The 17,766-nt window shown below is 72.4% G+C and carries 17 protein-coding genes; 13 read left to right on the top strand and 4 right to left on the bottom strand.

The features are described from left to right. Window positions 1-62: 62 nt before the first annotated feature. Entirely contained in the window at window positions 63-854 is a 792-nt protein-coding gene (locus ACIDOF_RS31120; protein ID WP_409009503.1) for a 2,3-dihydro-2,3-dihydroxybenzoate dehydrogenase, read from the bottom strand. After that, window positions 851-1,828 (bottom strand): ABC transporter substrate-binding protein, encoded by a 978-nt coding sequence (locus tag ACIDOF_RS31115; RefSeq protein WP_409009502.1) that lies wholly within the window; start codon window positions 1,826-1,828, stop codon window positions 851-853. The genes ACIDOF_RS31120 and ACIDOF_RS31115 overlap by 4 nt, the downstream gene beginning before the upstream one ends. 159 nt (window positions 1,829-1,987) lie before the next feature. On the opposite strand from ACIDOF_RS31115, the gene ACIDOF_RS31110 reads away from it, so the two are divergent. The 3 genes from ACIDOF_RS31110 to ACIDOF_RS31100 are packed head-to-tail and all read left to right on the top strand — an operon-like array spanning window position 1,988 to window position 4,938. Beyond that, window positions 1,988-3,076 carry a FecCD family ABC transporter permease gene (locus tag ACIDOF_RS31110; protein WP_409009501.1) on the top strand — a complete coding sequence of 363 codons (1,089 nt, stop codon included), beginning with the start codon at window positions 1,988-1,990 and terminating at the stop codon, window positions 3,074-3,076. Continuing rightward, window positions 3,073-4,155 (top strand): FecCD family ABC transporter permease, encoded by a 1,083-nt coding sequence (locus tag ACIDOF_RS31105; protein ID WP_409009500.1) that lies wholly within the window; start codon window positions 3,073-3,075, stop codon window positions 4,153-4,155. The genes ACIDOF_RS31110 and ACIDOF_RS31105 overlap by 4 nt, the downstream gene beginning before the upstream one ends. Window positions 4,156-4,158: 3 nt before the next feature. After that, a complete protein-coding gene (locus ACIDOF_RS31100; RefSeq protein WP_409009499.1) occupies window positions 4,159-4,938 on the top strand; it encodes an ABC transporter ATP-binding protein in 780 nt (259 codons plus the stop codon). Window positions 4,939-5,081: 143 nt separating this feature from the next. On the opposite strand, the gene ACIDOF_RS31095 is transcribed toward ACIDOF_RS31100, so the two are convergent. Further along, window positions 5,082-6,182 (bottom strand): YihY/virulence factor BrkB family protein, encoded by a 1,101-nt coding sequence (locus tag ACIDOF_RS31095; RefSeq protein ID WP_409009498.1) that lies wholly within the window; start codon window positions 6,180-6,182, stop codon window positions 5,082-5,084. Window positions 6,183-6,271: 89 nt separating this feature from the next. Between ACIDOF_RS31095 and ACIDOF_RS31090 the strand changes: the two genes are divergently transcribed. Both ACIDOF_RS31090 and ACIDOF_RS31085 read left to right on the top strand, forming a co-directional pair. Beyond that, a complete protein-coding gene (locus tag ACIDOF_RS31090) occupies window positions 6,272-7,912 on the top strand; it encodes an acyl-CoA dehydrogenase family protein (RefSeq protein WP_409009497.1) in 1,641 nt (546 codons plus the stop codon). 425 nt (window positions 7,913-8,337) lie between these two features. Beyond that, the gene (locus ACIDOF_RS31085) at window positions 8,338-9,675 is read left to right on the top strand and encodes a GAF domain-containing protein (RefSeq protein ID WP_409009496.1); all 1,338 of its coding nucleotides are present in this window, start codon (window positions 8,338-8,340) and stop codon (window positions 9,673-9,675) included. A gap of 72 nt (window positions 9,676-9,747) precedes the next feature. Here the strand turns inward: ACIDOF_RS31085 and ACIDOF_RS31080 are convergent, their stop codons facing one another. After that, window positions 9,748-10,827, bottom strand: a complete 1,080-nt coding sequence (locus tag ACIDOF_RS31080) for a M4 family metallopeptidase (protein WP_409009495.1) — start codon at window positions 10,825-10,827, stop codon at window positions 9,748-9,750. 174 nt (window positions 10,828-11,001) lie between these two features. Here ACIDOF_RS31080 and ACIDOF_RS31075 point away from each other — a divergent pair, with 174 nt between their 5' ends. From ACIDOF_RS31075 to ACIDOF_RS31040, 8 genes are all read left to right on the top strand, one after another. Next, entirely contained in the window at window positions 11,002-11,565 is a 564-nt protein-coding gene (locus ACIDOF_RS31075; RefSeq protein ID WP_409009494.1) for a GNAT family N-acetyltransferase, read from the top strand. Between the two features lie 150 nt (window positions 11,566-11,715). Beyond that, window positions 11,716-11,799 carry a putative leader peptide gene (locus tag ACIDOF_RS31070; protein ID WP_344478438.1) on the top strand — a complete coding sequence of 28 codons (84 nt, stop codon included), beginning with the start codon at window positions 11,716-11,718 and terminating at the stop codon, window positions 11,797-11,799. A 148-nt stretch (window positions 11,800-11,947) separates the two neighbouring features. Further along, window positions 11,948-13,645: a nitrite/sulfite reductase gene (locus ACIDOF_RS31065; protein ID WP_409009493.1), complete on the top strand. Its 1,698-nt coding sequence runs from the start codon at window positions 11,948-11,950 to the stop codon at window positions 13,643-13,645. After that, window positions 13,642-13,893 carry a hypothetical protein gene (locus tag ACIDOF_RS31060; protein WP_409009513.1) on the top strand — a complete coding sequence of 84 codons (252 nt, stop codon included), beginning with the start codon at window positions 13,642-13,644 and terminating at the stop codon, window positions 13,891-13,893. Before ACIDOF_RS31065 ends, ACIDOF_RS31060 begins: the two co-directional genes overlap by 4 nt. Further along, a complete protein-coding gene (locus ACIDOF_RS31055) occupies window positions 13,890-14,603 on the top strand; it encodes a phosphoadenylyl-sulfate reductase (RefSeq protein WP_409009492.1) in 714 nt (237 codons plus the stop codon). Before ACIDOF_RS31060 ends, ACIDOF_RS31055 begins: the two co-directional genes overlap by 4 nt. Next, window positions 14,600-15,283, top strand: a complete 684-nt coding sequence (gene cysC / locus ACIDOF_RS31050; RefSeq protein ID WP_409009491.1) for an adenylyl-sulfate kinase — start codon at window positions 14,600-14,602, stop codon at window positions 15,281-15,283. Before ACIDOF_RS31055 ends, cysC begins: the two co-directional genes overlap by 4 nt. Continuing rightward, on the top strand, window positions 15,280-16,218 hold the full coding sequence (gene cysD, locus ACIDOF_RS31045) for a sulfate adenylyltransferase subunit CysD (RefSeq protein WP_409009490.1): 939 nt from the start codon (window positions 15,280-15,282) through the stop codon (window positions 16,216-16,218). The genes cysC and cysD overlap by 4 nt, the downstream gene beginning before the upstream one ends. Beyond that, window positions 16,219-17,604 (top strand): sulfate adenylyltransferase subunit 1, encoded by a 1,386-nt coding sequence (locus tag ACIDOF_RS31040; protein ID WP_409009489.1) that lies wholly within the window; start codon window positions 16,219-16,221, stop codon window positions 17,602-17,604. Window positions 17,605-17,766 lie beyond the last annotated feature (162 nt).

Raw genomic sequence — 17,766 nt, 5'->3', positions numbered from 1 at the left:
GTCACGGATGGGTCTCCTGAGGGGGGTGGGGTGGGGCGAGGGGGGGGTGCGAGGGGCCGGTGTCAGGCCCGCAGGGTCGCCCCGCCGTCCACGTAGAGGTCGTGCATCGTGATGTGCCGGGCGCGGTCCGAGACCAGGAACACCACGGCGTCGGCGATGTCCGCGGGGGCGGCGATCCGCCCGAGGGGGATGCCGACGCGGTACGCCTCCGGGTCGCCGTCGATGACGCGGCGCGCGGACGCCTCCGCGTCGTCGCTCCAGAGCTGCCGCTGCATCGCGGTGTCGGTGGAGCCGGGCGAGACGACGTTGCAGCGCACCTGGCTGCGGGCCAGCTCCAGGCCGAGGCACTTGGTGAACATGGTCGCGGCGGCCTTGGACGCGGCGTACGCGGCCATCGAACTGCGCGGCACCCCGGCCGCATTGGACCCGACGGTGACGATGCAGCCGCTGCGCCGCTCGCTCATGCGCCGGGCGACGGCGCGCGAGGTGTGGAAGACGCCGTCGGTGTTGACCGCGAAGGTCTCGGCCCAGTCGGCGTCGGTGAGGTCGACGACGGGCGCGGGGCGCATCACTCCGGCGACGTTGACAAGGATGTCGAGCGGCCCGACGGTGCGCTCCACGTCGTCCACCAGGGCCTCGACGGCGGGGGCGACGGTGACGTCCAACTCCCGTGCGAGGACCCGGCCTTCGGCGTGGCCGTCGGCGAGCGCCTGGACGCCGTCGGCGTTGCGGTCGGCGGCCACGACGCGGGCGCCGCACGCGGCGAGCGCGCGGACGACGGCTTCGCCGATGCCCTGCCCGGCGCCGGTCACCAGGGCGGTGCGGCCTGCCAACTCCCGTGTGCTGGCCGTCACTTGACCATCGCCTTCTCGATGTCGTCGAGCACGGACAGGGCGGCGTTGGCGCCGCCGAGGCTGGTCCACTTGGAGCCGTCGATCTCGGTGACGTGCCCGTCCCGTACGGCGTCGAGCTGCTTGTACGCGGGCTTGTCCTTGAGTTCGCCGAAGAGGTCGGCGTCCTCGCCGGTGGCGGCGAGGGTGCCGATGAACAGCCAGTCGGCGTCGATCTGCTCGATGTCCTCGTCGCTGAGCGGCGTGGAGTGGCCCTGGCCCTTGTCGTTCTGGATGCCGGGCCGCTTGAAGCCGAGGTCCTTCAGGACGTCGGAGATGAACACGCCCTGCTGCATGACGGCGGTGCCCTTGGCGGAGTAGCGGGCCACGGACACGGTGGCGCCGGCGTGGTCGCCGAGGTTCTTCTGCAGCGCGGCGGTCTTCTCGTCGTAGTCGGCGAGGAAGGTCTTGGCCTCGTTCTGCTTGCCGAGGACCTGTCCGGTGAGGGTGAGGGCCTTCTTCCAGTCCTTGGTCCGGTCGACGGTGACGACGGTCGGGGCTATCCGGGAGAGCTGCTTCAGCACCTGCTGGTCGGCGAGCTGTCCGGCGAGGATGACGTCGGGCTCGGCCTGCAGCACCTTCTCGATGTCCGGTCCGGTGACGGCGCCGACGACGGGGATGCCCTGCGCCCGGTCGGCGAGGTATTCGGGGGCGCCCTTCTGGCCGCGGCCCGCGGTGAGGCCGACGGGCTGCACGCCGAGCGCGAGGGACGAGTCGAGGTCCATCTCGCTGAGCGCGACGACCTTCTTCGGCGCGGCCGGCACCTGCACCTTCTTGCCGGTCGCGTCGGTGACCGACACCTTCTCGGCACCGTCCCCGCCGGCCGCGGCGGCGCTGTCGGCCTGCTCCGATCCGCAGGCGGTGAGGGTGAGCGCGGAGGCGAGGGCGAGCGCGGCCGCCGCGGTCAACCGGGCGCGAGGGGTGGGGTGCTGGGGCATGGGTCAATCTCCGAAGGCTCAGGGTCACGTGCTGGTCCGGCACGTCACCGCACAGGGTCACGTGCTGGTCCGGCACGTCACCGGCGACGCATCCGGGCATGGCGGGGCCTTGGCAGCCCGGCCACCGGCCCGATGCACTACTTAGGTTAGGCTAACTTTATGTCGATCACGCAAGAGGGCGGGGTTCCCGGGACCGGAACCGCACCGCCACCTCCCCGGCCGCCCCGGGTGCACCGCCCAACTCGGCGCGCGGCGACGGCACTTGTGGCCCTGCTGCTCCTCCTCGCCCTGGCCTCGCTGCTGATCGGCACCGGTTCGAGCCCCGTCGGCCGCGCCTGGGACTTCCTCCTCGGCGAACCCGCCGCCCGCGCCGACGCCCGGATCCGCCTGGCCGTCCTGGACGTCCGCCTCCCCCGCACCGTCGCCGCCGTGCTCGTCGGCGTCTGCCTCGGCGCGGCGGGCTGCCTCCTCCAGGCGGTCACCCGCAACCCGCTCGCCGAGACCGGCCTCCTCGGCGTCAACTCCGGCGCGGCCCTCGGCGTCGTCACCGGACTCACGTACTTCGGCGTCAACTCGCCCTACGCGATGCTGATCTGGGCCCTCGCCGGCGGCATGGCCGCGAGCGCCGTCGTGCTGCTGCTCGCCGCCTCCGGCCGCGCGTCCGGCTCCCCGCTGCGCCTGGTCCTCGCCGGTTCGGCACTCGGCGCGACCTTCCACGGACTGACCTCGTACGTGCTGCTCAGCACCCAGTCGACGTTCGACACCTACCGCTACTGGACCATCGGCTCGCTCGCCGGGATCGAGACCTCCGACACCTATCCGCTGCTGCCGCTGATCGCCGTCGGCCTGCTCGTCGCGTTCGGCTGCGCCCGGCCGCTCGGCGCGCTCGCCCTCGGCGACGACAGCGCCCGCGCGCTCGGCCACCACCCGGGCCGCATCCGGCTCGTGGTCGCCGGGGCGGTCACGCTGCTCGCCGGTTCCGCGGTCGCGCTCGCCGGTCCCGTCGCGTTCCTCGGACTGCTCGCGCCGTACGCGGCCCGTACGGTCAGCGGGCCGCGCATCGCGCCCCAACTCCTGCTGTCCGCCCTGGTCGCGGCGAACGTCCTGCTCGTCGCCGACCTGCTCGCCCGCGTCGTGATCCGCCCCTGGGAGACCCCGGTCAGCGTGCTCCTCGCCTTCATCGGCGGCCCGCTCCTGATCTGGATCGCCCGCACCGACCGGCTGTCCACGGCGGGAGCGACGGCATGAGCACGCGCCAGACCGACCTCACCCCGCCCGACTCCACCGTCCTCCGCCTCGGCACGCTCTCCTGGCTGTTCCCGTACCGCAGCGCGCTCGCGGCCGTCGGGCTCGGCGTGCTCATCGCCCTGATCACGGCGCTCGGCGCGTTCGCCTCGTCCACCGGCATGAGCTTCGGCGACACCCTCAACGGCCTTGCCGGGACCGGCGATCCGGCCACCGTGATGCTCGTACGGGACTTCCGGCTGCCGCGGATCGCGGTCGGCCTGATGGTCGGCGCGGCCCTCGGCGTCTCCGGCTGCCTCACCCAGACCCTCGCGGGCAACCGGCTCGCGACGCCCGACGTGATCGGCGTCAACGAGGGGGCGACCGCGGCCGTCGTCGCCTCCGTCGTCGGCTCCAGCACCGGCATGATCGGCGGCTGGTGGCTGGGCCCGCTCGGCGCGGTCGGCGCCGCCGTGCTCGTCGTGCTGTGCGCGGGCGGTGCGGGCAGCCGCGGCTACCGGCTGCTCGTCGTCGGCATCGGCGTCTCCACCGTCGTCGGCGCCGTCACCGACCTCGTCATGTCCCGCGAGAACGACAACACCGCGGGCGGCGTCTTCCTGTGGACGGTCGGCAGCCTCAACGGCCGCGACTGGTCCGTGGGCACACCGCTGCTCGCCGTCCTGATCGTCCTCGTGCCGCTCGCCCTCGTCGCGGGCCACCGGCTCCAACTCCTCCGCTTCGACGACGACATGGCGCGCACCCTCGGCGTCGACCTGACCGCCGTACGCGCCGCCACGCTCGCGCTCGCCGTGGCCCTCGCCGGAGTCGCCGTCGGCATCGGCGGGCCCATCGCGTTCGTGGCCCTCGCCGCGCCCGTGATCGCCGGGCGGCTGAGCGGGCCCACGCGTGTGCCCGTGCTCGGCTCCGCGCTCGTCGGCGCCGCGCTGATCGGGGCGGCGGACGCGCTGGGGCGGGTGATCGCGCCGGTGGAGATCCCGGTCGGCGTCGTCACGAGCGTGCTCGGCGGCCCGTTCCTGCTGTGGGTGCTGTTCGGCCGGAACGACACACCCTCTGCGTCAACTCCCCCACCCGGAAAGGCCTGACCCATGCACCTCGCCGTAGAGGCCCTGACCGCGGGCTACCCGGGCCACACCGCCGTACGCGGCGTCGACCTGACCGTGCCCTCCGGCCGGGTCGTCGCGATCGTCGGCCCCAACGGCTGCGGCAAGTCGACGCTGCTGCGCGCCATGGCCCGCCTGCACCGGCCGAGTTCGGGCACCGTGCGGGTCGGGGGCGACGACGTCTGGCAGCTGCGCCGCCGCGCCGCGGCCCACCGCGTGGCGCTGCTCCCGCAGTCCCCGCACGCCCCGGAGGCGATCACGGTCGCGGGCCTGGTCCGCTACGGCCGCCACCCGCACCAGGGCCTGTTCCGCCAGTGGTCCCCCGAGGACGAACAGGCGGTACGCACGGCCCTCGACGCGACCGGCACGACCGGGCTCGCCGAGCGCCGGCTCGACCGGCTGTCCGGCGGCCAGCGGCAGCGCTGCTGGCTCGCGACGGTCCTCGCCCAGGAGACGCCGATCGTGCTGCTCGACGAGCCGACCAGCGCGCTCGACCTCGGGCACGCGGTCGAAGTCCTGGACCTCGTCCGCGAGGTCGCCGCCGCGGGCCGCACGGTGGTCATGGTCCTCCACGACCTGGCGAGCGCGGCCCGCTACGCGGACACGATCGTCGCGATGCACGCGGGCCGGGTCCTGGCCGCCGGCCCGCCCCGCGAGGTGGTGGACGCGGCGCTGGTCAAGGAGTTGTACGGCATCGACGCGGACATCCTGCCCGCCCCCGGGGACGGGTCACCGGTGGTGGTGCCGGCGGCGCGCGCCCACTGACAGCCCCTCCGGCGTTTGGGGAGCGGGGGTCCGGGGGCTGGCCCCCGTGGCTGTCCGCGGGACTTTCGGGAAGGGGCGGGGCGGGGAACGAAATGGAGTCGACGGTGCCGGACCGTGCCGAGTTCGCCGGACCGGATCCGGGCTCAGTCGCCGGGACGGTCGTCGGAAGGGGGCGGCGGCCCCGTCTCACCGTTTCTGCGGTGGTGGGTGCGCAGTCGCCCCGTGACGTCCTCCGGGGGCAGGAACTGGGCCCAGCGTTCGGGGAACTCCGAGGGCATCTCCGGGTTGTCGGGGTCCTCCTGCGCGGCCCGCGCGGCCGCCGCGCGCGCGACGATCTCGGCGGCCCGCTGCTCCCGTACCCGCTCGTTCGCGGCGCGGGCCGCGGCCGTCGCGACGGACGGCCACACCCGGTCGATCGCGGCGTTCACGGCGGCGCCGACGAGCACCGCGAACGCGGCGACGCCGATCCACAGGAGGACGGCGATGGGCGCGGCGAGGGAGCCGTAGATGGTGGGCCGGCCGCCCGCGCCCTCGACCGTGTTGCCCAGGTAGATGCGGAGCAGGAAGGAGCCGAGGACCCACATGCCGAGCGCCACGAGCGCGCCCGGTGCGTCCTCCACCCACGGCGAACGCACCGGCACGGACACGTGGTAGAGCGTCGTCAGGAAGACGATGCTGAGCAGGATCACGACGGGCCAGTACAGGAACCGCACGAGCGACTCGGACCAGGAGAACAGGCCGATGACCGCGTCCGGCCCGGCCACCATCAGCGGCAGCGCCACCGAGCCGATCAGCAGCGCCACGATGAACAGCAGGAACGCGAGCAGCCGGGTCTTGACGATGCCGCGCACCCCGTCGAGCCCGTACATGACGGTGATGGTGTCGATGAAGACGGTCACGGCACGCGAGCCCGACCAGAGGGAGAGGACGAAGCCGATGGAGATGACGTCGGGTCTGCCGCCCTTCATGACGTCGTCGAGGATCGGTTTCGCGATCTCGTTGACTCCCTGGTCGGTGAGGACGGTCCGGGAGGCCTCCAGGATGTTCTCCCGCAGCGACTGGATGGTGTCGGCGCCGGTCCAGGTGTCCACGTAGCCGAGGAGGCCGATGAGGCTGAGCAGCAGCGGCGGTACGGACAGCAGGGTGAAGAACGCGGCTTCGGCGGCGAGGCCGAGGATGCGGTACTCGACGCAGGAGTCGACGGTGTCCTTGAGCAGCAGCCAGGCGGTCTTGCGCTTCGACATGTTCCGGTAGAGGACCCGAGCGCGGTGGAGCCGTCCTGAGGTGTGCTCGGGAGTTTCGTTTGGCTGGTGCACCTCCTTACCGTATCGGCATGACAGCCGGCACCCACACCGTGACCAACCAGCCGCCGCCCCTGGTGGGACACGACGTCTTCGCCTCCGACCGCGCCCTGGGCGAGGCGGTCGAGCGGCACCTCGACCCCGAACTCCTCGACGGCGCCCGGGCGGAGCTGTCCGCGCTGGGCACGGCCGCGGGCTCGGCCGAGGTGCAGGAGTGGGGCGCGCAGGCGAACGCCAACCCGCCGACGCTGCGTACGCACGACCGGTACGGCCACCGGATCGACGAGGTCGACTTCCACCCGGCCTGGCACAAGCTCCTCGACCGGGCCCTGTCCGCGGGCCTGACGTCGGCGTGGGCGCGGCCGGGCGGGCATGTGCGGCGGGCCGCCGGTTTCCTGGTGTGGTCGCAGGCGGAGGCGGGGCACGGCTGCCCGGTGTCGATGACGCACGCGGCGGTGCCCACGCTGCGTGCCGAGCCGTCGCTCGCCGCCGCGTGGGAGCCGAAGCTGACGTCCACGGTGTACGAGCCGGGGCTGCGGCCGGTCGGGCAGAAGGCCGGTGTGCTCGTCGGGATGGGCATGACGGAGAAGCAGGGCGGCAGCGACGTACGCGCCAACACGACGTCGGCGGAGCCGTTGTCGGAGCCCGGCGCGTATGCGCTGCGCGGGCACAAGTGGTTCTGCTCGGCCCCGATGTCCGACGCGTTCCTCGTGCTCGCGCAGGCCCCGGACGGGCTGACGTGCTTCCTCGTGCCGCGCGTCCTCGACGACGGTGCGCGCAACCCGTTCGCGCTGCAGCGGCTCAAGGACAAGCTGGGCAACCGCTCCAACGCCTCGGCGGAGGTGGAGTTCGACGGGACGTGGGCGCGCCGGGTCGGCGAGGAGGGGCGCGGGGTGCGGACCGTCATGGAGATGGTCGCGGCGACCCGCCTGGACTGCATGCTCGGTTCGGCGGCCCTGATGCGGCAGTCCGTCGCGCAGGCCGTGCACCACGCCACGTACCGCCACGCGTTCGGCGGTCCGCTGGTCGACAAGCCGCTGATGCGGAACGTCCTCGCGGACCTGGCCCTGGAGTCGGAGGCGGCGACGACGCTTGCGCTGCGGCTCGCGGCGGCGTACGACGACGGGGGCGAGCGGGAACGGGCGTTCCTGCGGCTCGCGTTGCCTGCGGCGAAGTTCTGGGTGACGAAGCGGTGCACGCCGGTCGTGGTGGAGGCCCTGGAGTGTCTGGGCGGCAACGGCTACGTGGAGGAGTCGGGCATGCCGCGGCTGTTGCGCGAGTCGCCGCTCAACTCGATCTGGGAGGGCGCCGGCAATGTGCAGGCCCTGGACGTGCTGCGGGCGTTGCAGCGGGAGCCGCTCGCGCTGGACGCGTTCCTGCGCGAGGTGGGCCTCGCCCGCGGCGCGGACCACCGGCTCGACCGGGCGATCAAGGATCTGCTGACCGAACTGGCCGACCTCCAGGGCATCGAGGCGCGGGCCCGCCGGGTGGTGGAACGCCTGGCCCTCGTCCTGCAGGGCGCGCTCCTCGTCCGCTTCGCCCCGCCGGAGGTCGCGGACGCCTTCTGCGCGTCCCGGCTCGGCGGCGACTGGGGCTCGGCGTTCGGCACGCTGCCGCACACACTGGACTTGAGGTCGATCGTGGACCGGGCGGCTGTACCCCTCGCGGGTTAGGGCACGTTCTCAGCCCGTCCGGGGGCACCTCCCGGCCGAAGGCTGGGGGAGTCTGAGGACGAGGGCCGGAGGCCGATCAACGGCGCCGCAGGCTTTCGGGAAGGGGCGGGGAGGGGCACGAGAATCAGCCCGTCTGGGGGTACCTCCCGGCCGAAGGCTGGGGGAGTTTGAGGACGAGCCCGCAGGGCGATCGAGGGTGCGCTGGACAACGCCCACAGTTGGTCCGGCCCAAGAAATCGCGTACAGGGGTGGTGCTGCGCCGACACGGCACCACCCCTGCTTCAGGCCCCGTAATAAGGAGCGCGAACGCCACAGAAGCGGCGTTGGCAACAGTTTCGGTCAACTGCTCGGTTCCGCGCGAGGGTTGCAGACCGTTGCATCGACTCCGTCCAACCCGGTCCCGTTCCGCCCGCCGCGGCGGCACCATGGGTCCACCCACGCACTGGGGTTTCGGGGAGGCACCGGTGACGAACTCGACGATCGACCTGGTCCGGCTCGCGGCGATGGACTCGGTACGCGCGGCCCGGCTGCTGAAGGGCGTGCGCGACGCGGCCCTCGCCGGGCAGGAGCCGCCGGTCGACCCACGGCCCGTGATCGAGGCGTCGTGGGACCGGATGCTGCGCAGCGGCGTGGACCCGGACCACGACTTCCGGGCGGGGCTGCTCGCGCTCGAGGACATCGAGGAGCGGCGGCGTACGTCCCCGCTGCGGGAGATCATGCCGCTGCTGCGGGACGGGCTCGTGTCGATCGCGGACGCCGCGCAGCACATCATGGTGGTCGCCGACGCCGACGGCCGGGTGCTGTGGCGGGAGGGCCACTCCTCGGTGCTGCGCAAGGCGGACGGCCACGGCTTCGAACTGGGCGCGGACTGGCGGGAGTCGACGGTCGGCACGAACGGCGTGGGCACACCGCTGGTGGTGCGCCGGCCGGTGCAGGTGTTCTCCGCGGAGCACTTCGTACGGACGCACCACTCGTGGACGTGTGCCGGGTCCCCGGTGACGGATCCGCGGGACGGGCGGCTGATCGGTGTGGTCGATGTGAGCGGTCCGGTCGACACGATGCATCCGGCGACGCTGGCCCTGGTGCACTCGGTGACGCGGCTCGCGGAGGCGGAGCTGCGCCAGCGGCACCAGCGGTCCCTGGACCGGATGCGTTCGGTGGCGGCGCCGCTGCTGTCCCGCATCCCGGGCCGCGCGCTCGCCGTCGACGAGAACGGCTGGACGGCCGCGGTCACGGGCATGCCGCACGTCGACCGGGTCCCGCTGCCCCGGTCGGTCTCGGCGGGCCGCACCTGGCTGGCGCCCCTTGGCGAGTGCGAGGTCGAGCAACTCCCGGGCGGCGGCTGGCTGTTGCGCCTCGACCCGGCCGCGCACGACCTGGGCGCCGGGGGTGCTCCGACCGTCGTCCTCGACCTGTCCGGCGCCCGGCACAGCACGCTCACCGTCTCCGGCGGCGCGGGCACGTGGACGCACGACCTGTCGCCCCGGCACGCGGAGCTGCTGTACGTCCTCGCCTCGCACCCGGCGGGCCGCACCGCCCCCGAGCTGGCCTCGGACCTGTTCGGCGACCCGGCCCGCGCGGTCACGGTCCGGGCCGAACTCTCCCGCGTACGGCGGTACTTGGCGGGCCTGATCGAGCACCGCCCGTACCGCTTCCGGGAGGGCGTGCAGCTCCGCGTGCTCCTCCCCGACGACCCTTCCGACCTGCTGCCCCACTCACTGGCACCCGCGGTCGCGCGGGGGCGGGGGGCGCGGGTGCCGTGAGGTTCGCGTACGCGGGGGCGTCGGGTGGGGCCGCACGCCCGGTCGAGGTGGGGTCGGGTGCAGTCGGGTGGGTCAGACCCCGGGTATCTCCCGCGCCCGGAACGCGTCCCGCACCGTCGCCGCTGCCGCCTTGCCGTACATCGATTCGGCGGTGGCGATCGTCTTCAGGGCCGCGTCCTTGAAGCTGGTGTCGGGCGCGAAGCCGAACTGGGCGTTGACGATGATCCGGTCCGCGGTCCGCGCGCCCAGGTCGAGCCGGATGTCGTAGAGCGCCCGCGACCAGATCTCCCCGTCCGCGTGCACCTCCCCGACCTTGTCCGCGTACGTCTTGTTCTCGTCGAGCCGCCGCAGACAGTGCGGCGTCTCGCTGTACGAGACGGAGTCCCAGTCCGCGACACAGGCGAGCTCGGCCTTCGTGGGCCAGCCGTACTTGTCGTCCGCGTACGCCCCGACGCTCACCGCCAGATAGTCGCCGAAGGCCTCGCCGATCGAGCCGGCCTCCAGGGACGTGCCGAAGCCGGGGACCTGGGCGTGGTGCACGGCGTGGCCGTACTCGTGGACGATCACCTCGGCGTCCTCGGCGTCGTCGACCCCGCCCTTGCCGAAGCGGATCTCGGCCTTCTTGTCGGTGAAGAAGGAGTTGTCGCTCCCCCACTGGTTGATCCGCACCGGCTGGGCCCGGTCGTTCGCCCCGGGCAGCTCGCTGCCGAAGCCGAGGCTCTGCAGGTACTCCTGCGACTCGTTGACCCAGAAGTACGCCATGACCTGCTCGAACTGGTCGTCCGAGCGGCCGTAGCCGGAGGCGCTCGCGAGCTGCGCGGGCTCACCGGTCTCGGACCGGACGTAGGCCCACCTGCCGTTGAGGCCGCCGCTCGCGTCGAGGTTCCGCAGCGGGGCGAGCGCGTACGCCGAGGCGGGCACGGCCGCGTCCGCGTCCTTGCCGTCGACGAGCGACTGGTCGCCCGAGGACTGGACGGGGTTGACCATGAACAGTCTCGCCTGCGGGGCGTCGGCGGCGCCGGGCTGCAGTGCCGCCTGGGTGCGCGGTGTCGCGGCCGTGTCGGGCGCGGCCGTGGCGGGGGCGGCGAGCGTGGCCAGCGCCACCGTGGCCGTGGCGAGGGCGAGCAGACCGCGGGGTGTGCGGCGAAGCATGGGTCCTCCAGGTCGGAGTGCATGTCGAATGCTTGAGGGGGGGGTGGCGCGGCGTGATCTTCCCGTACGGCCGGGGAGTTGACCAGAGGGCGGACGCGACGGCCTTCCCCGCCCCCGGGGCCCCGCGTCCGACCTGGCCTTGGCCGCCGCATCCGCCCGTGGTTCCCTGACCCCATGAGCACCATCACCGTGACCACCTGGTCCCTGGAACAGACCTCCCCCGACGACCTCGTCCCGGCCGCCGAGCCCGCCGGCGACGTCCGCATCGTGCGCGCCGAGGTGCCGTCGCCGGAGTTCAGCCGCTTCCTCTACACCGCGGTCGGCGGCGACATCCGCTGGACCGACCGGCTCTCCCTGACCTACGCCGAGTGGCAGGAGCAGCTCGACCGGCCCGGCACGGAGACCTGGGTCGCGTACGAGAAGGGCACGCCCGCGGGGTACGTGGAGCTGCAGGCCCAGGACGAGGGGTCCGTGGAGATCGTCTACTTCGGCCTCGTCCCCGCCTTCCGCGGCCGCCGCATCGGCGGCCACCTGCTGTCGTACGTCACCGCCCGCGCCTGGGACCTCGCCGAGCGCTGGCCGGAGCTCCCGGCGACGAAGCGGGTCTGGCTGCACACCTGCAGCAAGGACGGGGAGCACGCGATGGCCAACTATCAGCGGCGCGGCTTCCGGCTCTTCGACACGAAGGTGGAGGAGGAGCCGGCGGTCGAGACGCCCGGCCCGTGGCCCGGCGCCTGACCCTTATACGGGGCCTGGGTCGCCCGCCCCTCCGACGGCCATGGAGCCCGCCGAGTGACCCAGGCCACAGTCATCCACGATACGAGACGATCTCGTCCAAATTACGGACGGAGCTGGACTGGGTCTAAAGGCCCATGCAACGCTTCCGTCATGTCTCGAGCTGGAATTGCCTTGGTGAGTCGGCGGCACGTCGACCTCGGCCGCATGTCCAGCGCGATCTGTCCGGCGCGCTGAGCACTCAGCACCACGCCGCATTCCCTTTTCCTGATCTGACACCACCCCTTACGCGCAAGGGCGCGCGCTTCTGTCGAAACGTGCCGCCCGCATGCCCGTATGCGCTGGTCAGAGCCGCTTTCCCGTAGTCCCGAAGGACGTAGCAACCATGGCCGCAACCCCTGAGAAGCCCGTCTCAGCAGCGCCCCGACGCAAGGCGAGCCGTCACCGTGGTGAAGGCCAGTGGGCCGTGGGTCACTTCACCCCGCTCAACGGCAACGAGCAGTTCAAGAAGGACGACGACGGTCTCAATGTGCGGACACGCATTGAGACGATCTACTCCAAGCGTGGCTTCGACTCCATCGACCCCAACGACCTTCGGGGCCGCATGCGTTGGTGGGGCCTCTACACCCAGCGCAAGCCCGGGATCGACGGCGGCAAGACCGCGGTCCTGGAGCCGGAGGAGCTGGACGACAAGTACTTCATGCTGCGCGTGCGCATCGACGGCGGCCGTCTCACCACCCAGCAGCTGCGGGTGATCGGCGAGATCTCCGAGGAGTTCGCCCGCGGCACCGCCGACATCACCGACCGGCAGAACATCCAGTACCACTGGATCCGTATCGAGGACGTGCCGGAGATCTGGCGGCGCCTCGAAGAGGTCGGCCTGTCCACCACCGAGGCCTGCGGCGACACCCCGCGCGTGATCATCGGCTCGCCCGTCGCGGGCATCGCCGAGGACGAGATCATCGACGGCACGCCCGCCATGGAGGAGATCCACCGCCGCGTCATCGGCAACCCGGCCTTCTCCAACCTGCCGCGCAAGTTCAAGTCCGCGATCTCCGGCTCGCCGCTCCTGGACGTGGCGCACGAGATCAACGACGTGGCCTTCGTCGGCGTCGAGCACCCCGAGCACGGGCCCGGCTTCGACCTCTGGGTCGGCGGCGGCCTCTCCACCAACCCGAAGATCGGCCAGCGCCTCGGCGCCTGGGTGCCCCTCGACGAGGTCCCGGACGTGTTCGAGGGCGTCATCTCGATCTTCCGCGACTACGGCTACCGCCGGCTGCGCACCCGCGCCCGCCTGAAGTTCCTCCTCGCCGACTGGGGCACCGAGAAGTTCCGCCAGGTCCTGGAGGACGAGTACCTGAAGCGGAAGCTCGTCGACGGCCCCGCGCCCGACCAGCCCGTCGCCAAGTGGCGCGACCACGTCGGCGTGCACCGCCAGCAGGACGGCAAGTTCTACGTCGGCTTCGCGCCGCGCGTCGGCCGCGTCGACGGCGCGACCCTCACCAAGATCGCGGAGATCGCCGAGGCCCACGGCTCCGGCCGCCTGCGCACCACCGTCGAGCAGAAGATGATCGTCCTCGACGTGGACGAGGAGCAGGTCGAGCCGCTCACCGAGGCGCTCGAAGCCCTCGACCTGACCGTGCGCCCCTCGACGTTCCGGCGCGGCACGATGGCCTGCACCGGCATCGAGTACTGCAAGCTCGCCATCGTCGAGACCAAGGCCCGCGGCGCCTCCCTCATCGACGAACTGGAGCGCCGCGTCCCGGACTTCGACGAGCCGCTCACCATCAACATCAACGGCTGCCCCAACGCCTGCGCCCGTATCCAGGTCGCGGACATCGGTCTCAAGGGCCAGCTCGTCCTCAACGACCAGGGCGAGCAGGTCGAGGGCTACCAGGTGCACCTCGGCGGCGCGCTCGGCCTCGAGGCGGGCTTCGGCCGCAAGGTCCGCGGCCTGAAGGTCACGGCCGACGAGCTGCCCGACTACATCGAGCGCGTCCTCAAGCGCTTCCAGGCGGAGCGTGAGGAAGGCGAGCGGTTCGCCACCTGGACGGCGCGTGCCTCCGAGGAGGCCCTCAAGTGAGCGAGCGCGCCGCCCCGTTCTACTGCCCGTACTGCGGTGACGAGGATCTGCGCCCCCACGAGTCCGGACCCGGCGCGTGGGAGTGCGCGGCCTGCAACCGGGCCTTCCGGCTGAAGTTCCTCGGCCTGCTCACCCGGGGCCTGGCACAGCAGGACGGCGGCACGCACGACGACGGTGACGCGCACAGCGGCGGGGGCACGGGCGAGGCCCGTGTCGCGCACAACGACGGTGGAGGGGACGAGATATGACGACTGCTCAAGCTCAGCGACGTACCGCCGACGAACTCAAGGAGCTCGCCGAGCGGGCCGGACGTGAGCTGGAGGAGGCCTCCCCGCTCGAGATCCTCGGGTGGGCGGCGCACACCTTCGGCAAGCGGTTCTGCGTGACCTCCTCCATGGAGGACGCCGTGGTCGCCCACCTGGCGTCGCGCGCCATGCCCGGCGTGGACGTCGTGTTCCTCGACACCGGCTACCACTTCCCGGAGACGCTCGGCACCGCCGACGCCGTGGACGCCGTCCTCGACGTCAACCTGATCACCCTGACGCCCCGCCAGACCGTCGCCGAGCAGGACGCCGAGTACGGCCCGAAGCTGCACGACCGCGACCCCGACCTGTGCTGCGCCCTGCGCAAGGTCAAGCCGCTCGAAGAGGGCCTGACCGCGTACGACGCCTGGGCCACCGGCCTGCGCCGGGACGAGTCGCCGACCCGCGCGAACACCCCGGTCGTCGGCTGGGACGAGAAGCGGCAGAAGGTCAAGATCGCCCCGATCGCCCGCTGGACCCAGGACGACGTGGACGCCTACGTGGCCGAACACGGCGTGCTCACCAACCCGCTGCTCATGGACGGCTACCCGTCCATCGGCTGCGCCCCCTGCACCCGCCGCGTGGCGGAGGGCGAGGACGCCCGCTCCGGCCGCTGGGCCGGCCGCAACAAGACGGAATGCGGGCTGCACGGATGACCGACACCACCGCACGGCCGACCGACCACGCCGCACGGACGACCGACACCACCGCACGGACGACCGACCGAGCCACACGGCCGACCGACACCCAGGAGACCAACGTGACCGCCGGCGCAGCCCCCGCTGCCACCGCCGCGCCCGCCACGACCGGGGCCACCATCTGGCTCACCGGTCTGCCGAGCGCCGGAAAGACCACCATCGCCCACGAGTTGGCGGGCCGTCTGCGCACCGAGGGCCACGCCGTCGAGGTGCTCGACGGCGACGAGATCCGCGAGTTCCTCTCCGCGGGCCTCGGCTTCAGCCGCGAGGACCGGCACACCAACGTGCAGCGCATCGGCTTCGTCGCCGAACTGCTCGCCTCCAACGGCGTGAAGGCCCTCGTACCGGTCATCGCCCCGTACGCCGACAGCCGCGAGGCCGTTCGCAAGCGCCACCAGGGCGAGGGCACCCCGTATGTCGAGGTGCATGTCGCCACGCCCGTCGAGGTGTGCTCGGAGCGGGACGTGAAGGGGCTGTACGCCAAGCAGGCCGCCGGTGAGCTGTCCGGCCTGACCGGTGTGGACGACCCGTACGAAGAGCCCGAGTCGCCGGATCTGCGGATCGAGTCGCACCAGCAGACCGTGCAGGAGTCAGCGGCGGCGCTGCACGCGCTGCTCACGGAAAGGGGTCTGGCATGACGACCACCGCAACCTCCCTGTCGGAGGAGACCGACAGCCCTTACGCGCTCAGCCACTTGGACGCCCTGGAGTCCGAGGCGGTGCACATCTTCCGTGAGGTGGCGGGAGAGTTCGAGCGGCCGGTGATCCTCTTCTCCGGCGGCAAGGACTCCATCGTCATGCTGCACCTGGCGCTGAAGGCGTTCGCGCCCGCGCCGATCCCGTTCTCGCTGCTTCATGTGGACACCGGGCACAACTTCCCCGAGGTCCTCGACTACCGCGACCGGGTCGTCGCCGAGCACGGGCTGCGGCTGCATGTCGCGTCCGTGCAGGAGTACATCGACGCGGGCAAGCTGCGCGAGCGTCCTGACGGCACCCGCAACCCGCTGCAGACCGTGCCGCTGACGGAGGCCATCCAGCAGCACCGCTTCGACGCGGTGTTCGGCGGCGGCCGCCGCGACGAGGAGAAGGCCCGCGCCAAGGAGCGGGTGTTCTCGCTGCGCGACGAGTTCTCCCAGTGGGACCCCCGCCGCCAGCGCCCCGAGCTGTGGCAGCTCTACAACGGCCGGCACGCGCCGGGCGAGCACGTCCGTGTCTTCCCGCTGTCCAACTGGACCGAGCTGGACGTGTGGCAGTACATCGCCCGCGAGGACATCGCGCTGCCGGAGATCTACTTCGCGCACGAGCGTGAGGTGTTCCGGCGCTCCGGGATGTGGCTGACCGCCGGCGAGTGGGGCGGGCCGCGCGAGGACGAGCCGGTGGAGAAGCGCCAGGTGCGCTACCGCACGGTCGGCGACATGTCCTGCACCGGCGCCGTCGACTCCGACGCCACCACCCTGCAGGCCGTGATCACCGAGATCGCCGCGTCCCGGCTCACCGAGCGGGGCGCCACCCGCGCCGACGACAAGATGTCCGAGGCCGCGATGGAAGACCGTAAGCGCGAGGGGTACTTCTAAATGAGCACGCACGCCGAAAACGCCGGCCCCGCCGACAACCCGGCCGACGTGGCGCAGTTGGCCGGGCTGGCCGACCTGTCGGCGACGACCCTGCTGCGCTTCGCGACCGCGGGCTCCGTCGACGACGGCAAGTCCACCCTCGTCGGGCGCCTGCTGCACGACTCCAAGTCGGTCCTCACCGACCAGCTGGAGGCCGTCGAGCTCGCCTCCCGCAACCGTGGCGCGGCCGAGCCCGACCTTGCGCTGCTCACCGACGGCCTGCGCGCCGAGCGGGAGCAGGGCATCACCATCGACGTGGCCTACCGCTACTTCGCCACGCCCCGGCGCCGGTTCATCCTCGCGGACACCCCCGGGCACGTGCAGTACACCCGGAACATGGTCACCGGCGCCTCCACCGCCGAGCTCACCGTCATCCTCGTCGACGCCCGCAACGGCGTCGTCGAGCAGACCCGCCGGCACGCCGCCCTGGCCGCGCTGCTGCGCGTGCCGCACGTGGTGCTCGCGGTGAACAAGATGGACCTCGTCGACTACGCCGAGCCCGTCTTCGCGAAGATCGCCGAGGAATTCACCACGTACGCCTCGGAGTTGGGCGTCCCGGAGATCACCGCCATCCCGATCTCCGCGCTCGCCGGCGACAACGTGGTGGAGCCGTCCGCGCACATGGACTGGTACGGCGGGCCCACGGTCCTGGAGCACCTGGAGACCGTGCCGGTCAGCCACGACCTGGCGACCTGCCACGCCCGGTTCCCGGTCCAGTACGTGATCCGGCCGCAGACCGCCGAGCACCCCGACTACCGCGGCTACGCGGGCCAGATCGCCGCGGGCACGTTCCGCGTCGGCGAGTCCGTGACCGTGCTGCCCTCGGGCCGTACGTCGAAGATCGCCGCGATCGACCTGCTCGGCAAGCCCGTCGACGTGGCGTGGACGCCGCAGTCGGTGACGCTGATCCTCGAGGACGACATCGACATCTCCCGCGGCGACCTGCTCGTGCCGTCCGGGGACGCGCCCGCCACCAGCCAGGACATCGAGGCGACCGTCTGCCACGTGGCCGACACCCCGCTCACGGTGGGCCAGCGGGTGCTGCTCAAGCACACCACCCGCACGGTCAAGGCCATCGTCAAGGAGATCCCCTCGCGGCTCACCCTCGACGACCTCTCGCAGCACCCGGAGCCGGGCGAGCTCGTCGCCAACGACATCGGCCAGGTCCGCGTCCGCACCGCCGAGCCGCTCGCACTCGACTCGTACGCGGACTCCCGCCGCACCGGCTCCTTCCTGCTGATCGACCCGGCCGACGGCACCACCCTCGCCGCCGGCATGGCGGGCGACTCGTTCGCCTCGAAGACCGCGCCCAGCGTCCAGGCGGACGACGAGGGCTGGGACTTCTGATGCGTACCGACATGTACGCGACGTTCGCGAAGGAGGGCGGCCGCATCGGCAGCGGCGCCCTCGGCGCGGGCTCGGGCGGTGTCGCGCGATGTGCGCGATGACGTACGCGCACCGCATGCGCGCCCCGCAGCCCGACCAGCACACCTCGTCCCCGCGACGAAG

The sequence above is a fragment of the Streptomyces sp. Da 82-17 genome (assembly GCF_046098215.1).
Taxonomy (GTDB): domain Bacteria; phylum Actinomycetota; class Actinomycetes; order Streptomycetales; family Streptomycetaceae; genus Streptomyces.
Note: the sequence above shows the minus strand (reverse complement) of the source record. Positions and strands in the feature narration are given on the sequence as shown.

Bases quoted from the DNA above. Each gene is read 5' to 3' on its own strand.
- ACIDOF_RS31115 (WP_409009502.1), bottom strand. From the start codon at position 1,828: ATGCCCCAGCACCCCACCCCTCGCGCCCGGTTGACCGCGGCGGCCGCG.
- ACIDOF_RS31100 (WP_409009499.1), top strand. From the start codon at position 4,159: ATGCACCTCGCCGTAGAGGCCCTGACCGCGGGCTACCCGGGCCACACC.
- ACIDOF_RS31110 (WP_409009501.1), top strand. From the start codon at position 1,988: ATGTCGATCACGCAAGAGGGCGGGGTTCCCGGGACCGGAACCGCACCG.
- ACIDOF_RS31095 (WP_409009498.1), bottom strand. From the start codon at position 6,182: ATGTCGAAGCGCAAGACCGCCTGGCTGCTGCTCAAGGACACCGTCGAC.
- ACIDOF_RS31055 (WP_409009492.1), top strand. From the start codon at position 13,890: ATGACGACTGCTCAAGCTCAGCGACGTACCGCCGACGAACTCAAGGAG.
- cysD (WP_409009490.1), top strand. From the start codon at position 15,280: ATGACGACCACCGCAACCTCCCTGTCGGAGGAGACCGACAGCCCTTAC.
- ACIDOF_RS31085 (WP_409009496.1), top strand. From the start codon at position 8,338: ATGGGTCCACCCACGCACTGGGGTTTCGGGGAGGCACCGGTGACGAAC.
- cysC (WP_409009491.1), top strand. From the start codon at position 14,600: ATGACCGACACCACCGCACGGCCGACCGACCACGCCGCACGGACGACC.
- ACIDOF_RS31065 (WP_409009493.1), top strand. From the start codon at position 11,948: ATGGCCGCAACCCCTGAGAAGCCCGTCTCAGCAGCGCCCCGACGCAAG.
- ACIDOF_RS31040 (WP_409009489.1), top strand. From the start codon at position 16,219: ATGAGCACGCACGCCGAAAACGCCGGCCCCGCCGACAACCCGGCCGAC.
- ACIDOF_RS31105 (WP_409009500.1), top strand. From the start codon at position 3,073: ATGAGCACGCGCCAGACCGACCTCACCCCGCCCGACTCCACCGTCCTC.
- ACIDOF_RS31080 (WP_409009495.1), bottom strand. From the start codon at position 10,827: ATGCTTCGCCGCACACCCCGCGGTCTGCTCGCCCTCGCCACGGCCACG.
- ACIDOF_RS31070 (WP_344478438.1), top strand. From the start codon at position 11,716: ATGTCTCGAGCTGGAATTGCCTTGGTGAGTCGGCGGCACGTCGACCTC.
- ACIDOF_RS31075 (WP_409009494.1), top strand. From the start codon at position 11,002: ATGAGCACCATCACCGTGACCACCTGGTCCCTGGAACAGACCTCCCCC.
- ACIDOF_RS31090 (WP_409009497.1), top strand. From the start codon at position 6,272: ATGACAGCCGGCACCCACACCGTGACCAACCAGCCGCCGCCCCTGGTG.